This window comes from Saccharomonospora saliphila YIM 90502, assembly GCF_000383795.1.
Taxonomy (GTDB): Bacteria; Actinomycetota; Actinomycetes; order Mycobacteriales; family Pseudonocardiaceae; genus Saccharomonospora; species Saccharomonospora saliphila.
In genome coordinates this window covers 289,731-305,642 of record NZ_KB912640.1, presented here as the reverse complement: position 1 = coordinate 305,642, position 15,912 = coordinate 289,731, and the positions used below count along the sequence as shown (strand labels likewise).

Below are 15,912 nucleotides of genomic sequence, written 5' to 3'. Positions count from 1 at the left end.
CTGAGGGTAGTTGACCACCATGACGACACGGGGCTGGCGGAGGGTCGGTTACGCCTCGTCGATCTCATCGGGCGGGTGACCGGGGTGGTCTTCGTCGGAGGATTTCGCCAGGTGCAAAGGTGAGGGCAACTTGGTGCGGTCGTCCCATGAGGGGGCCTGGTTGCACAGCCGCGCGGTGAGGGCGGCCAAGTCGCGTGGTTGCCAGGTGCCGGGGCGGGCCACGGCGATCTCGATCGCGCCCAGGCCGTGCCAGTCTCCTTCCATCCACCGGTCGCGGTTTTCGGGCAAGGTCCAGCGGGTGTAGTCGGTACCGGCTCGGCCTTCGGCACCTGAGCGGTGGACGCGGGAGGGCTGGGCGAGCAACCAGCTCAGCACCCCGTTTTCCTCATGCTCGTAGACTTCCGCGCGTGGCAGGTCCGGTTTGTGCGAGTCGGTGACGCGGCGGGTGTGATCTTGGTGGCTTGCGCGCGGCGCCCTTGTTTCAGAGGCGCAGCGCACGACAGCGAGATCGGGGTGGTCGCTGGTGGATCCCGGAACCGTGGCCTCGCCGAAGCGAGAATGCGTCAGGCCTGGCCAGATGCTCTGACATGCTTCGGCATCGGCGAAGACCACCAGCGGAACGTTCTGGGGCAGGGCGCTGAGCGCCTGGTCGACGTACTCGCGAACGAGGGGTGCCTTGTCGCGGGTGCGGTTGAGGTCGGCGTTGCCGATGTCGGAAGCGTAGTAGCGTGCGTTGGCTTGTCGATAGGAGATCCACCCTTCGGCATCGTCGTACATTTCGACGTGCCAGGACTCGTCGGCCGCGGGTGTTGCGTGGATGGCGACCATTTGGACGACGAGCTTGTTGGGTTCTTTGCTGCCGTTCTTGCGGCGCGGGGTGTGCTGGCGGATGTGGACGCCGACCAGTGTCGCTGCCCGGGACAGCGGCGCGGTGCGGTCGTTGGTGGTCGCGGCGGCAAGGCGGTCGTCGATCACTCCCGCTTGGCGGAACAGATCACGCAGGGCGCTCTGAGCGGGATGGTCTTCTGCGGGCGGGATGGTTCCGTCTTTCCTGCGGCGTGGCGTTTTCGCCGTGTAGTTGGAGTTGAGGAACTGCGCGACGATCCCGCGTTTGCCGAACTCCGTCCGCAGGATGGGCTTGGCGTCGTGCTCGACCGCTGAACCGTCCCACCAGGTTTCGACCCAGGCGATCACGGCTTGATCGTCGTCACCGGTGAGGCACGTGAGTCCGTCCAGGTCACGCGAGTGATCACCGTGTGCCACGAGCTCCGGATCGTGATGAAAGACCGCAGCCAGGTGCGGAGTCAGGGAGATGGGCACGTCGTCGGCGACCCCGACGAGTGGGTTCGTTTCCGTAGTGGTGTAGGTGGCGAGTGCGTCGATCATGCGGCGACGTGTGGCCTGGTCGCCATAGAGGCAGACGATCCGGATTCGAGCGGTGCCCGATACGCGGACAGCTTGATCGATCTTGCTGGCCGGGACGAATCCCGTGGCGGCTGTGCGGGCGGTGATCTTGGTGCGCCGGTAGGCGGGCTCGGGAAGTCCCAGGCGCTGCTGAAGCTGTTGCTGAGCTTGGAAAAGGAACCGTGCTCCGGGGGCTTTACCGATCGGGTGAGTCGAGGGATTGCCGATCAATCGCACCGGCGTCGGTTCGTGGACGGGAGCATCCGGCAGGTTCGGCAAGGGATTGAGTTGGCAGGCGTGGAGGATGTCGACCACGTGGTCGCGATAGAGGGGATTCGGCTGCCCTTTCGCTGGCCACGGGCCGCGCACAGGCAAGCGCAGGAGTGGCTGATGGTCGTCGTTCGGTGCGATCCATGCGGTTTTGACGTTCCACCAGGTGTGCGGCATGCGTGCCACGTGCGCATCAATGCGTAGGCAGAGGTGGGCGGCTCCGGGCAAGGTGACGATGCGAGTGTCGAGGTAGACCGTCGCGTGGCGAGGCCCGTTGCTCCAGGTACGGCTGATGGGGTCGTCCCAGGCGACGAGGTTGGCTTCGGAATCCAGGCGAAGCGCAATGGGCAGGTGCCCGTCGATGAGCAGCGGTTGCTCCGCGATCGTCGCGGCGAGGTTCCACTGTGCGATGCGATAAATCCAGCCAGGTGCGGACACGCGCCCGTCCGAATAGTCGACGTATTCGGAGAGGTTAGTGATCTCGGGGGTGAGCCCGGTCAGGTGCTCGGCAAGCGTGTCCGCGTTCTCGTTGTCCAGGGAGAGGCGTTCAAACGTGCGTACGGCGATGGTCAACAGCCACGGGTCGATCGGCTCAGTTGTCACCAACAGTGAGTCGACCCCCGCGCTCTTTTGTGCGCGGGAGAGGTCCTTGGTTGGGAACAGCCGTACTGGTTGCCCGGTGACCGCTGTGAGCGCAGTGGCGAGGTTGGAGTAGCGCGGGGTGACGTCCCACCGGTTGTTCCGGCGTTTGACCGTCTGCTCGAAGTGGTCCCACGCTGAACGAAAGGACGAGGTCAACGGGTACAGCGCCAACTGGCCCAGCGCGTCGGGATCGACCTGGTAGGTTAGGGTGTGCAGGCCGCCGTCAGTCGTCGTCACCGTTGTCCTCCCGGTTGTCGGCGAAGGTGAAGATCTCGTCCAAGGTCTGGCCGTACAACTGCCGCAGCAGATCCAACTGGCCGTGGTCGTGCCAGTGCTGACGCAGCCTCCTGATGAGGCTCGGCAGGTCGGATTGTGCCCGGGTGTCGAGGAAGGCGTAGTCGACGAGATGGATCTCGCCGATGGCTCCGCCGCGTCGTGCGCGCCCGGCAAGCTGGATCAGGCCGTTGAGGGTTTCAGCGACGATCGCCAGCTGGGTTTCCCCAGGCAGCGTCGTGAAGTACGGGAGCGTGGTGAACAGTTCCTCGAAGTGACGCCCAGCGACCTGGCGCACGATGTCCAACACGGCGGTGGGGTCTGTGCTCGGGCGGATCGCTGAGCGGGCACGGGCGTGGACATGCGCCAAGATCTCCGGAGGCTCATCCACCAGCGGCACTGGCCGCACCACGAGCCAGACCGACCCGAGAAGCGACGATCCGTCGTGGTCGACGATGTTGAGCCCGCGCTGCACGCGGGCGAGCGGCGCGATGAGCACCGTCCCGTCGACATCGCGGCCGAACGATTCGAGCTGGTCGGCAGGTAGCTCCACCCATCGGCCGGTCTGCCGCGGACCGGTGTCGTCGGCGGGCACGGCCACGACGATGCGTTCCGCGGGCACCCCGGCGTTGCTGATGCCCTCGGCGAGGTCACGCGCTCCCTGATAGGAGGTCGTGGCCAGCAACAACCGCTGCCGGTGAGCGGTCTCGGGATTCGCCGCGAGGTTGCGCACGGCCGGGGCAAGGTGCTTTTTCCACAGCAACTCACCGAGTTTGACCAACACCGCGGTGCGTGTCTTCCCGTAGGTGCCGGAGACGCGCAGGAACTCGCGTTCCTCGTCCGAAATCGGTGATGCCTTCAGCCGCACGCCACCGGTGTGATCGTCGGCGACCCACCAGCTTGGGCGCGTGAACACGTGATGGTGGGGCGCGCCAGGGAAATACGAGGTCGCGGACAGGCCGAGCACGGCTCGGGGCCGCCCCAGGTGCGCGAACGCGGTCACTTCTCCGAGCGCGGTGACGTAACTGTGCGGATCGCCGCCAAACGCGTTCACGCGCAACGCGGTGTCGTTGGGCCGATCGGGGTCGTAGTGCTCGGTGAACGCGAACAACGATCGACCGAGCGGCCCGTATGGTGCCGCGCGCCAGGCGGCGTACTGCCCCAGCGCTTCGGCGATCTCGCGCGCTGAATGCACACCTGATGCCTGCAACTGCGGTGCCGCGTAGACGAACCGGAACAGCAAGGCACGGAGACGTTCGAGGTAAGCGCGTCGAATCAGCCGGTCAGTCGCCGTGGCGCGATGCTCTTCCTCGGCTAACCGAGTGCCCTCATACGGACACTCACCCAACGTCGCATAGATACGGTTCCTGGCACGCTGAAACTCGTCATCGCCCGTCGTGAGGCTCGTGACCTGGGCCAATGCGTCCCTGATCGGCCGTAGCCAATCCGGGACTCGCTCGGGGTCGCCCTCGTCGGGAAAGAGCCCTTGCAAAGCCTCGTAGTGGACTCGCTGTGGCTGCTCACCGTCAGCGAGCCCGAACAGCGTGGCGGCGAGCCACCCATCCCACTTCCGCGGCAACAGCCAGCGTTCCAACATGGGGTGCCCGTTCTTCCGGCTGCGACGTTGCCGCCGGAATTCGCCTTCGGAGAGATGCCCCGTGTAGTTCTCGGCAAGGTATCGGGCCTGCGCGGTCGCGGCCCGGACAGCGTGCTCGATCGATGAATCGACACGTCCCGAGGCATCGTTGAGCTCTCCATCGAGCTGCCGCAACGGCGGCGGCGTCGCACGGCGCCGACGATGCGCCAGCAGAAGGCCGTGGGCGCTCTGGTTGATCATCTTGGCCTGAAAGTCGTCGATCTCATCGATGAGGACGAGGTCACTGCGGTGCAGCAACAACTCTTCGATCCGGATGTTCTCCTCGATGCGGCCTTGCGCCTCCACCGGCACATGGAGCGCCCCGACCAGCCAGTTCACATGGGAGGTCACAATCACCGACGCGGTAGATGCCTGACGCGCGTTGCGGTACTTGCCGCACGAGGGTTTCCATGGACAGGTGTAGCGGCTACCCGAGACTCGACCGTCGGGGCCCACCTTGCGCAGATTCGCGCACGGCTCGCGGCCAGGATCCCAGGCATCGACCGCTTCCTCAGCGACAGCTGCGGGCGTGAGCGAACACCCGTAGGCGAGTCGGTCCATCGCCCACAGGCCCAGCCCATCCGAACCAGCTCCGCGCGCGGTGGTTTCCGCGACCTGCTGTGCCGAATTCGGCGAGGTCAACGGCACGACCTCGCCGTCGATCTCCAGTGCCCGCAGGCTTCGCTCGATGCTGTAGGCCGTCCGCACCACGGTGGCGTTGGTCGGTACGACCATGCTGGTCACGAGGCCGTTCTCGGCACACCAGCAGGCCAGCAACTCGGCGAGCACGTTCTTGCCAGCCCCCGTGGGGGCCTGCAGCACGCGGGTAGGCCCGGCGCGCAGCGACCACATCTCGCCCACGTCTTCGCCGTCACCGGTTCGAAGATGCGTGAAAATCTCATCGACTGACCGAGTCCGGTGCTCGTGGCCGAAGGCGTCATCCAGCCGCATCGCGATCTCACGCAACTCCGAGACCGGCACCTTCACGACGTCCGACTCAGCCGGCGGCCCCAACGAGATCGGTCGTTCCGGCGATACCTCGTCGGCGATCGTCAACTCATAGCGCACGTCCACGGTGCGCGTGCGGCTGCGATCAGCACCAGGAACATAAAGCGGGGTGCCGTACGAGCCCGTCGTGGCGACACTCGCGGCCCGGCGCTCCTGAAACTCGCGCTCGGCCATGAGTGCCGCCACGCATTCGTCCACATAGTCCAACGGCGCTCGCCCCAAGTCGACAACCAGCCGATCACGGTCCAGCACACGGAAACCCGCGATGCGCCGTGGAACCAGGGTCTCGACGAGGTCGGCGAACACGTTCCGGTTGGCGACCTCGACCGGGCGGAATCGCAACAGCCGGGCGATCCGGACTTGATCCACGCGGTCCAACTTCGGCCACCGTGACCACACCTCAACCTGCCCCGACAACAGAAAACACGCATCCGCCACGTCGACATAGGTCGTGGAATCACTACCTACCCGGGGGAAGAAATGAGCCGCTAGACCCAAAGCTCCACCGACAACGAACTCGACAGCCCCGAGATCCAGTTCCTCGTCATCGTTCATGCCGACGCTTCTCCCGTCTGCTTGCGGACGTGGCGCACGAAGCTACTCACCGCCCAGACTCGTTTGTCGGGCAAGGCCCGAGCCAACGGTCGTACCTGGGCACGCCGGTAATCGGGGACGACGACATCCCGCGCCGCGGGAGCGTTGTTCACGATGGTGTTCAAGTCAGCATGGTCTTTCACATCGATCTCCCATTTCCGCCCGGATTTCGTGCGTGCCACGAGATCGACGCGATCCAGATCCGGCCACATCCGCACGTCCACACCGCCAACGCGCAGCAGGCGTCGCTCCAACTCCAGCTCTGGCACACCGGGAACCGTGACGAACCGCCACACGGCCAAGTCGACGCAGCGCGCCCCATCCGCTTCCCTGGCCTGCGGCGTGCGCAGCCGGGCCGGCGACACCTTCACCAACCGCGGGGAGGTGGTTCGGTCCGCCTCAGTGACATCGAGGCGAAACCGTGCGTCGTGATGGCTGTAGCCGCACTCCACGGACTCGCCGTTGACACGCATCGGCCACCGGCAGACCGGGCATGGCCACCACCATGTACCACCGTGGTTTCCGTACACACGGTCGGGCGGGATCTGGTCATAGTGAGCCACCGGCAGAGCGCCGGCCGCGTTTCTGAGCTCCACCAGCTCCCGCTCATCGCCGGCGGGATGCTCGATCAAGAACCGTCGGCTCACGGTGTAGTCCTGGGTGTTCCCAGAGCTGATCAGACGATCGAAAACCGCGCGCTGTACTTGTTCCGCTCGCTGCCATGCCCACGACGGCAACCATTGCTGGGCGGGATCATCCACGGCCTCGAACAACGCCTCCGTGTACTCGCAGCCCACCTCGACGGCCCCATCGGTCAACTCCCCTGACCGATCGAGGAGAACAAGATTCCCGAGCGCATCAGGCACGTCGGCACCAGGCAACAGTTCAGACAGCGGTCCCTGCAAGAACCGGACCAGGTCCAACGGCCCCGCAGGGCCGCGACCGGGACCGAGGACGTGCGACACCACGCCCGTCATGCGCGACAATTCACGCCACGCGTAAGCCTCCGAGTCGCGGCGCGTCCACGCCACGGCCGCCCGCAAGGCAGCCGTCGTCACACGCCTGTCGGAACGAAGGTCAGCGTCATTCGCATGCACGGCGTTAGACACTAACGGCACCCACCGACATCAACGCCGGTAGTTGCGTAGAGTAGCGGGCTGCTACCTAATGTTGATGCTGAGTTTGCTCATCGGAAGTCTCGCTCCAGTGCGAGTCGCAGGCGCTCCTGCTGTCCTGCCGCGGTCCCTGGCAGAATAGGTGAGGCCGATCGGTCATCGGTCGCTGTTCACGGTGCCGTCACGCCGCCCTGTCGAGTTATGACCTTGCTCACATTTTTGGTGGTTGCGGGCCAATACCCCCGTGTTTTTCGGACTTCAGGGGCGAGTACAGGTCCGAACGACACGGGGTGGTGAGCATGGCTGACCGCAATGACAAGGACGAACAAGCCCGCGCGGCTGGCGTGGCGGGTGGCTCTACGGATGGGGCTGCGGGTGCGGTGCGTCCCAGGGCCGCCGGGGCATCCGCAGGGGGCGCTGGCCGCGCTGGCGCAGGTCAGGGCGGGGACAAGTCCCGTGCCGCGCGTTCCCGACTGATTGGTCACAATCAGTCTCTTTCCACGTCTGCCCTGCGGGGGCGCAGCCGCAAAGCGGCAGCCGGAGAACCGGACGGGGCACTGTGGGCGCAGCTCACGCCTCGCGATCGAACTGTGCTCGAACTCGTGGCGGAGCATCATGTTCTGACTACCGAGCAGCTTCGCGCGTTGTTGTTCCCGTCGATCTCACGCGCGCAGCATCGGCTGCTGGCGCTGACTGAGGCTGGCGTGCTGTGGCGCACGCAGCCGTATCGCGCCGAAGGCGGCTCGAAGCCGTTTCACTACCTGCTTGGCTATCGCGGCGCCGAACTGCTGGCCGCGCAGCGCGGCACGATGGCGCCGCGTCCGGCCACGCACGCCGACCGGCTGCGCCGCATCCTCGAATCGCCCCGGCTGGGTCACTTACTGGGCGTGAACCAGTTCTTCGCCGACCTGGCCGACTACTGCCGCCGTAGCGGATTGGGCGCGCCGTTCTCGGCGTATGACGGGCGACCGGAGGGCGAAGGGTTGCATACGTGGCGCTCGGAGCAGTGGATCACCGAGTTCTACGAGCACCAGATCGGCCCCGATGGCTACGGCTGCTGGTACCAGGACGGTACGTGGTTGGGGTTCTTCCTGGAGCACGACACCGGCACTGAACCGGTGCGCCGGGTGGTGGACAAGCTCGATCGCTACATGGGCGCGGATCAGCCGCACAGCAACCGCTACGACCCGGCGCGGTTGGCGGGCATGGTGCTGATCTGGACCACCAGCGCCCGCCGCGAACAGAACCTGCGGACAGCGTTGCAGGCCAAGCATTTCCTGGTGCCGGTGGCCACCGCCGCTCGCGATCACGGCGACCCGGACGGTCCGGCGGGCGCGGTGTGGTCGGTGGTCACGGCCGTGCCTGAGCACGCCACACGAGTGCGGCTGGGCGAGTTGCCCGCCCGGATCGGCGGCACCACCGATACCGGCGCCCCGATCGTGCTGCGCGAGCTGGCCACCCGACGCCGAGCGGTACCCGTGCTCGACGGCGACGAGGACGACGAGGGCACCTACCGCGACGGGACCACCGACGCGATGCGCGAGGCCAACCGGCACGGCCACGACTTCGGCGACCTGGTACTCACCGACCCCGACACCGAGCAGGACGCGACCAACCCCACGCCCCGGGCGACCGCGTCGCCCGGACAGCGGTGGAAGCGCCCCGCCTAAATCTGTGTCCGCCCACGATCTTCCGGGTTCTCGTGTCGACCCGCCCACGCGTGTCGCGTCACGGCGAGACGCGCCGAGACTCCTCGGCGAGACACCGAGACCGCGAATCCCGAGACGAGACACCGGTCTCGCTCGGTCTCGGCGGTGGTCTCGCGAAGGTCTCCGGGCGGTGAGAATCCGGAACGCCTGGCCGGTGAGCGCTGGCCCCGACGGGTGCCCGAGTGCAGTCGGGTAGTCGAAGCCCACCGGCCCGCAACAGCCCGACACCGCCAGCCCATGCCAGCGCGCGTCATGGCGCGTGCCCGCCCCCCATCAAGCCGAACCGGTACGGGTGCGGGTGATCCGGGCTGGTGCGTGTCCGCTGCGTAGACGGTTGCCCATGCTGCCGACCAGCGCCCGCGACCTCCCGCGCGAACGCGGGCTCGCGGGCACCGGAGGTGCGCTATGTGCCCCCAGTGGAACACCCCGAACGAGCCCGACCACAACCCGACCGGCAGCGGTGACGACCACGACCGCGTGGTGGTCCCGCTGCCCCGAAAAGCACCAGATGACGATGTAGAAAACCTGCCGAAAAGTGCCCCTGACCAGGACGTTTGGTGGTATGATCAGAAGCAGAAACGCGGTGGTGCCCGCCGATTCTCCGGGCATATCAACCGGGTTGGCGGCACTGAGGGTGAGCGACTGCGTGGTGAGCTGGCCGCCGTGATCCGCGATCTCTTGCACTGGGCCGCCGAACAGCAATCCCGCGATGAGTCTACTGAGGACGGTGAAGCCGCATGACGACCTCGGAGGAACCCGTGGCGAATCCCCCCCCCGCTCCGGCGCTGACCCGACGGGCCGCGCCGGAGTCGGGACCGTCCGGGTTGTCGGACTATGCGGTCTCGCCGCTGGGAATGCCCACCGCTCTGCTGCGGGACGAGGTGCGCGTAGCGTTCATCGGCCGAACCTCTACTGAGGACCAGCAAGACCCGCGTCAGTCGTTGCAGCGGCAGTTGGGCAACTGCAAGACCGCGATTCCCGAGTCGTGGGTGATCGTGGCGCACTTCTACGATGTGGAATCCGGCCGCATGGAACTGGACGCACGCGGGCACGGGGAGAACTACGAACGGTTCGACATCCCCATCGCCCGCGACGGCGGTATCGCTGATCTGCTGGCCGAGGCCGCGCATCCCGGCCGCCGGTTCGATGTGGTGATCTGCGAGTCCATCTCCCGTGTGGCCCGCCGCGCCTACGAGGGGCTGTCGGTCGAGCGGGAGCTAGAGAAGGCTGAGACGCCGCTGTTCGCCTCGAACGAGCCGATCACCGTGAGCGGGAGTCGGGCGCAGCGGGTGTTGCAGCGCCGCATCAACCAGTCCGTGGCCGAGTACGAAGTCCTCAACACCCTCGAACATCGTGGGGCGGGCTGTGCACCCACGTCCGGGAGGGCTACAACATCGGCAAACCCGCCTATGGGTACAAGGCCAAGACCTACCGGCACCCCAATCCGACCAAGGCCGCACGCGGGCACACCAAGAGCCGCTTGGAGCCTGACGGAGTGCGAGCGGAGACCGTCGCGCAGATCGCGAAGTGGCGCTACCACGAGGGATTGGGCTACGACACCATCGCCGAACGGCTCAACGCCGATCCGGTCAAGTACCCACCGCCGGAGCCGCCGGGCAAGACGCGAGCGCGGGGTGCGTGGGGCAAGACCAGCGTCTACGAGATCCTGAAGAACCCCAAGTACACCGGGTATCAGGTGTTCAACCGGCGCGCTTCCCGCTCGCGGCACGGCAAGGTCAACGATCCGGTCAAGTGGGTGTGGTCGCCGGAGCCGACCCACGAGCCGCTGATCCCGAAGTGGATGTTCGATGAGATGACCGCGCAGCGGCAAGCCAAGCGCGGCTCTCGGGCGGGCGGGGACAAGAACGCCCACCCGGCTACACGGCGGAGCTATCTGCTGCGCGGCATGGTGCTGTGTGCCTGCGGGCGGCGAATGTTCGGCAACCAACGCCGCAACAGCGCCTACTACATGTGCTGGCCGAGGAACAACAACCGAGGTCGCCCGGACACGGACGCAGGCCATCCCAAGACCGTCTACCTCCGCGAAGACGCGATCTTGGATGCCGTGTCGCGGTTCTTCGCCGACCGGGTATTCGGCCAGCAGCGGCGCGAGCTGCTGGCCGCCGAGCTGGACAGCGTCGATGACCGCGAAGCCCAGCAGCGGCACGCCGAGCGGGAACGGCTGCAACGGGTGCTCGCCGACATCGCCCGACGGCAGGACTCGATCCTGCGGCAAGCCGCCGACGGCGACCCCGACGACCCGTTCACCAAGGGCCTGCGCGGCAGCTACAACGATCTCGAAGCCCAGAAGAACGCTACATTGGCCGCTATTGCCGAGCTGGACGCCGCCGACCAGGCCGAGTCCATCAAACCCGGCATCGACGACACCGCGCTACTCGATCACCTGCCGTACCTGGCGCTGAACCTCGCCCACGCCCCCGAAGCGCTGTTGCGGCGGCTGTTCGAGACCACCCAACTCACGGTGGCGCTCAACGGCGACAGCGACGAGGTGACCATCACGATCAAGCTGCCCGCCGACGACCTACCCCACATCGCCCACGCGGCAGAAAGGATCACTCAAACCATGCCATCTACACACAACACGCCTGCTCAGCCAGCAGGCGCGGGGAGTGTAGATGCTGTACGTGCCCCCGGCAGGATTCGAACCTGCGACACCCGCTTTAGGAGAGCGGTGCTCTGTCCCCTGAGCTACGAGGGCAGTCGAGTTCCTCGACTCCGCCTCACACCTTAGCGCGTCGGCTCAGCGTGCCCGAACGGGCCTTGACTGGAGTGCGGGTCGCTCATTGTAATACCTCCACTACCTAACAGTAACTAACCTGATGCGGAGGCGGGGAACCCGCTTCCGTCGGCCGCCGGAGGCGCTCGTGCTGAAAGTGATTTTCGCTGACGACGAAGAGCTCGTGCGGTCCGGGCTGCGTGCGATGGTGGCCCCGGCGCCGGACATCGAGGTCGTCGGCGAGGCGGCCGATGGGCGTACGGCACTGGAGGCGGCCCGGCGGTTTCACCCGGACGTCGCACTGTTGGACATCAGGATGCGGACGCCGGACGACGGCATCCGCGCCCTTCGTGCCATCCAGGGTCTGCAGAACCCGCCGAAAGTGGCGATGCTGACCACCTTCGACATCGACGAGTACGTCAGCCTGGCGTTGCGGTTCGGGGCCAACGGCTTCCTGCTGAAGGACATCGAGCCTGCCGTGCTCATCCGGGCGATCCGCGACCTGGCGCGCGGTGGCGCGGTGCTCGACCCGAGCGTGGCGGCGCGGATGGTGAACGCGCGCCGCCACGAGCAGCGTGCCGCCGCACCCGCCCGCGAGATGCTGTCCTCCCTCTCCGAACGCGAACGCGAAGTGGTGACGCTGATCGGCCAGGGCCTGTCCAACGCGGAGATCGGTGGGCACCTGCACCTGTCGGAGGCCACGGTCAAGGGCTACGTTTCCGCCGTACTGTCCAAGATCGGCGCCGCGAACCGCGTGCAGGCGGCGCTGCTGGCCTACCGGGGAGGCCTGGTGAGCTGACGCACCCGCCTGTGGCGGCGTGTTCAGGAGCTTCTCAGCCACAGGGGTCAGACTGGTGCCATGCGCATACTCGTTGTCGACGACGACCGGGCCGTCCGGGAGTCGCTGCGACGGTCGCTCGCGTTCAACGGCTACGAGGTCGACCTGGCCGGTGACGGCGCTGAGGCCCTGGAGAAGGTCGCCGCCCACCGGCCCGACGCCCTCGTGCTCGACGTGATGATGCCCCGCCTCGACGGGCTCGAGGTCGCCCGCAGGCTCCGTGGCATCGGCGACGACCTGCCGATCCTCGTGCTCACCGCGCGGGATGCCGTGTCCGACCGGGTGTCCGGGCTGGACGCGGGCGCCGACGACTACCTGCCCAAGCCGTTCGCGCTCGAGGAACTCCTCGCGCGCCTGCGTGCGCTGCTGCGCCGCACCGGTGGTGAAAGGGGCGAGGGCCGCTCGGAGGTACTCTCCTTCGCCGACCTCACCCTCGACCCGGAGACCCGCGAAGTGACGCGGGGGCAACGCTCGATCAGCCTCACCCGGACCGAGTTCTCCCTGCTCGAACTGTTCCTCACGTACCCGAAGCATGTCCTCACGCGCACCCGCATCCTGGAGGAGGTGTGGGGGTACGACTTCCCGACCTCGGGCAACGCGCTGGAGGTCTACGTGGGATACCTGCGGCGCAAGACCGAGGCCGACGGTGAGCCCCGGCTGATCCACACGGTGCGCGGCGTCGGCTACGTGCTGCGGGAGACGCCTCCGTGAGCCACACACCCGAGCCCGGCACCGGACAGGACGTCCCCGGACGCGCTACCGCCGGGAACGGCACCGCCGGGCCGGACACCGGGGCGCCGAGCGGCACGGCCCCCGGTACCGCCGGGCGCGCGCGACGGTTCTCACTGCGCACGCGGGTGATGCTGCTCGTGGCGCTCTGTGTCGGCTGCACGGTCGCGCTGGTCTCGTTCGGTGCCTATTTCACCGTGCGGGACAACCTGTACCAGTCGTTCGACGAGAACCTGACCGACCGCGCCGAGGCGGCTGTGCGCAGCCCGACCGTGGAGTCGCGGGTCGAGTCGATCCCCGGTGCCTTCCTCGTCAGCAGTGACATCCAGGTCGGCCTGCTCACCGCGAGCGGTGACCTGGTGTATCCGAGGGCGGGCAACCCGCCGCCGTGGGGCGGGAGTGAACTCGCGGTGGCGCGGGGCGTGCAGAACTCGTCACTGCGCACCGACGAGTCCACGGGCATGCGGGTGATCGCCCTACCCGCGGGCAACGGCGTGGCGATGGTGCTGGCGCAGTCGCTCGCGCCAACGGAACGCACGCTGGGCCGGCTCGCGCTCGTCCTCCTGTTCGTCGGCGGCGCGGGCATCCTGGTCGCGACGGCGGCGGGTACCGCCGTCGCGCGGGCGGGACTGCGTCCGGTGGAACACCTCACCTCGGCGACCGAACGCGTGACGCGGACGATGGACCTGCGCCCCATCCCCGTCAGCGGGGACGACGAGCTGGCCCGGCTCACCCACAGCTTCAACACCATGCTCGCGGCCGTGGCCGAATCGCAGGAGCGGCAGCGCAGGCTCGTCGCCGACGCGGGCCACGAGCTGCGTACCCCGCTGACGTCGTTGCGCACCAACCTGGAGCTGCTGCTCGCGGCCAACCGGGAGGGCGCGCCCGTGCTGTCGGAGCGGGACCGTGCCGACATCGAATCCGACATCCGGGGCCAGCTCGACGAGGTCACCCAGCTCATCGGCGACCTGTCGGAGCTCGCGCGCGAGGACGCGCCGAAGGACACCGACGAACGGGTCGATCTGGTCGAGATCGTCGAGCGCGCGTTGGATCGCGCGCGCAGGCGCGCCGCCGAGGTCGACTTCCGCGCCGACCTGAACCCCTGGGTGCTCACCGGCGACCCCAGCACCTTGGAGCGTGCCGTGTTGAACCTGCTGGACAACGCGGTCAAGTTCTCTCCGGCCGGGTCGACGGTGGGGGTGTCGCTGCGCCCGCTCGGTGACGGCACGGCGGTCGTGGAGGTCGCCGACGCGGGCCCGGGGATGGCCCCCGAGGACCTGCCCCGCGTTTTCGACCGATTCTACCGCTCGTCGGAGGCCCGCACGCTACCCGGATCGGGCCTGGGTCTGGCGATCGTCAAGCAGGCCGCCGAGCGGCACGGAGGCACCGTCTACGCGACCAACCGGCCGGAGGGCGGCGCGCTGATGACGATCCGCCTGCCCGGCATCCCCGGCGACCCGGGTGCCGGGACACCCGCCTCCTCCTGACCGAGTGGAGGGTGCCGGGCGCGGCGACGTGACCACGGCGTGACGGAAGTGAGACCCCGCCGCTCACTCCCCGCGTGGGTGCGGCCACCCAGCGTGCGCCGATTCGCGTAAAATTCGTGGTGGTCGGGCGTGCTCGCAGGACGGAGTGAACGGTGCTGGCGCGGCAACGACAAGAAGTCATCCTCGAGGAGACGAGACGGACCGGCGCGGTCCGCGTGAGTGAACTCGTCTCCCGGCTCGGAGTGTCGGACATGACGATCCGGCGCGACCTCGACGCGCTCGCCGGACGCGGCCTGGTGGAAAAGGTTTACGGCGGCGCGACCTCGGTGCGCCTGCCGGGGTTCGACGGGTCGGCGGCCGGCGAGTCGTCGAGGGGACACCGGACGCGGTTGCAGTCGATCGCGGCCACCGCCGCTCGGCGGGTGCGGCCCGGGTCCGCGATCGGCATGTCCGGGAGCGCGGCGACCCGCGCACTGGCGCGGGCACTGAGTCACGTCGAGAACCTCACCGTGGTCACCAACTCGCTGCGGGTGGCCGACATTCTCGGTGGAACACCCCGTCAGGACCGCGACGTGGTGCTCACCGGGGGCATCCGGACGCAGTCGGACGCCCTCGTCGGCCCGGTCGCCGTGCAGACCCTGCGGGGCCTGCACCTCGATTTCGTGTTCGTCGGCGTGCACGGCATGGCGGAGGGCCCCGGCTTCACGGTGCCGGACCTCAGCGAGCGTGAGGCGGACCGCGCCCTCATCGAGGCCGGACGCAGGCTCGTGGTGCTGGCCGACCACACCCGGTTCAACGCCGTCAGTCTCGCCACGGTGGCCACGCTGGCCGAGGCTGACGTCCTCGTCAGCGACGACGGACTCCGCGACCAGGCCCGTCGGGTGCTCTCCGCGCACGTCGGCGAGCTGGTGCTCGCCCCGGGGCCGATCGGCTCGGACGAGTGAACCGGACCCGGCAATGCGTGACTTACGTCACGCCGGCGTGCTGTGTCCGGCAGCCCCCGGTCGGCGGGGGCGCGTGGCGCGAACTCTCGTCGTGACCACAGCGTGAGTTCAGCGTGCTCTCAGGGGATCGGCGCATCATGAAGTCATGACCGACTACGACCCTTCTGCTCAGAACCGACCCGGTGAGCCATCCGGGACACCGGAGCCCGGCGACGCGCCCGATCGTGAGCAGCCGAGCCCGTGGGCAGCTCCGGGTCGGGCCGCGCAGTCCTCCGGCGCCGAGGCGTCGGCTTCCGGTGCGGGAGGGGACCCGCGGCCGTCCGCGCACGACCCGGCGGCACAGCAGCCATCCGAACAGGGGCGTCCACAGGGCGCCCAGTCAGCAGCGGAGTACAACCCGTACGCCACGCCGCAGGGCTCCCCGGGGGCACCGGGCGCGCAGGACGACCCGCGTGCTCACCAGGCGGGGTATCCGCAGGGCGCGCAGCAGGCTCAGCACCCGCAGGGCGCGCAGCAGGTCCCGCAG

The 15,912-nt window shown here is 68.0% G+C and carries 10 protein-coding genes, 1 tRNA gene and 1 pseudogene; 8 read left to right on the top strand and 4 right to left on the bottom strand.

The genetic code is table 11. The annotated features are described in order from the left end of the window. Positions 1–48 precede the first annotated feature (48 nt). The 3 genes from SACSA_RS0106540 to SACSA_RS21835 are packed head-to-tail and all read right to left on the bottom strand — an operon-like array spanning position 49 to position 6,924. A complete protein-coding gene (locus SACSA_RS0106540; RefSeq protein WP_019814389.1) occupies positions 49–2,553 on the bottom strand; it encodes an RNaseH domain-containing protein in 2,505 nt (834 codons plus the stop codon). Then, positions 2,540–5,788, bottom strand: coding sequence for a hypothetical protein (locus SACSA_RS0106535; RefSeq protein ID WP_083940172.1), 3,249 nt, complete (start codon positions 5,786–5,788; stop codon positions 2,540–2,542). Before SACSA_RS0106535 ends, SACSA_RS0106540 begins: the two co-directional genes overlap by 14 nt. Next, positions 5,785–6,924 (bottom strand): restriction endonuclease-related protein, encoded by a 1,140-nt coding sequence (locus SACSA_RS21835; protein ID WP_232212850.1) that lies wholly within the window; start codon positions 6,922–6,924, stop codon positions 5,785–5,787. The genes SACSA_RS0106535 and SACSA_RS21835 overlap by 4 nt, the downstream gene beginning before the upstream one ends. Positions 6,925–7,241: 317 nt before the next feature. On the opposite strand from SACSA_RS21835, the gene SACSA_RS0106525 reads away from it, so the two are divergent. The 4 genes and pseudogenes from SACSA_RS0106525 to SACSA_RS26645 form a co-directional block, all read left to right on the top strand. Beyond that, the gene (locus SACSA_RS0106525; RefSeq protein WP_198008957.1) at positions 7,242–8,612 is read left to right on the top strand and encodes a replication-relaxation family protein; all 1,371 of its coding nucleotides are present in this window, start codon (positions 7,242–7,244) and stop codon (positions 8,610–8,612) included. A 444-nt stretch (positions 8,613–9,056) separates the two neighbouring features. Further along, a complete protein-coding gene (locus tag SACSA_RS25120) occupies positions 9,057–9,392 on the top strand; it encodes a hypothetical protein (RefSeq protein WP_157596636.1) in 336 nt (111 codons plus the stop codon). After that, positions 9,389–10,321, top strand: a complete 933-nt coding sequence (locus tag SACSA_RS26650) for a recombinase family protein (RefSeq protein ID WP_332253265.1) — start codon at positions 9,389–9,391, stop codon at positions 10,319–10,321. Before SACSA_RS25120 ends, SACSA_RS26650 begins: the two co-directional genes overlap by 4 nt. Further along, positions 10,210–10,662, top strand: a pseudogene (locus SACSA_RS26645) (recombinase family protein); the annotation flags it as partial. The gene SACSA_RS26650 and the pseudogene SACSA_RS26645, both read left to right, overlap by 112 nt. Positions 10,663–11,297: 635 nt before the next feature. On the opposite strand, the gene SACSA_RS0106515 reads toward SACSA_RS26645, so the two are convergent. Continuing rightward, positions 11,298–11,370 (bottom strand) — tRNA-Arg (locus tag SACSA_RS0106515). Between the two features lie 166 nt (positions 11,371–11,536). Between SACSA_RS0106515 and SACSA_RS0106510 the strand changes: the two genes are divergently transcribed. The 4 genes from SACSA_RS0106510 to SACSA_RS0106495 all read left to right on the top strand — a co-directional run bounded on the left by SACSA_RS0106510 (position 11,537) and on the right by SACSA_RS0106495 (position 15,386). After that, positions 11,537–12,187 (top strand): response regulator, encoded by a 651-nt coding sequence (locus tag SACSA_RS0106510; RefSeq protein ID WP_019814385.1) that lies wholly within the window; start codon positions 11,537–11,539, stop codon positions 12,185–12,187. 60 nt (positions 12,188–12,247) lie between these two features. Further along, positions 12,248–12,937 (top strand): response regulator transcription factor, encoded by a 690-nt coding sequence (locus SACSA_RS0106505; protein WP_019814383.1) that lies wholly within the window; start codon positions 12,248–12,250, stop codon positions 12,935–12,937. A gap of 149 nt (positions 12,938–13,086) precedes the next feature. Beyond that, on the top strand, positions 13,087–14,442 hold the full coding sequence (locus SACSA_RS0106500; protein WP_083940191.1) for a sensor histidine kinase: 1,356 nt from the start codon (positions 13,087–13,089) through the stop codon (positions 14,440–14,442). A 152-nt stretch (positions 14,443–14,594) separates the two neighbouring features. Further along, positions 14,595–15,386, top strand: a complete 792-nt coding sequence (locus SACSA_RS0106495; protein WP_028661614.1) for a DeoR/GlpR family DNA-binding transcription regulator — start codon at positions 14,595–14,597, stop codon at positions 15,384–15,386. Positions 15,387–15,912 lie beyond the last annotated feature (526 nt).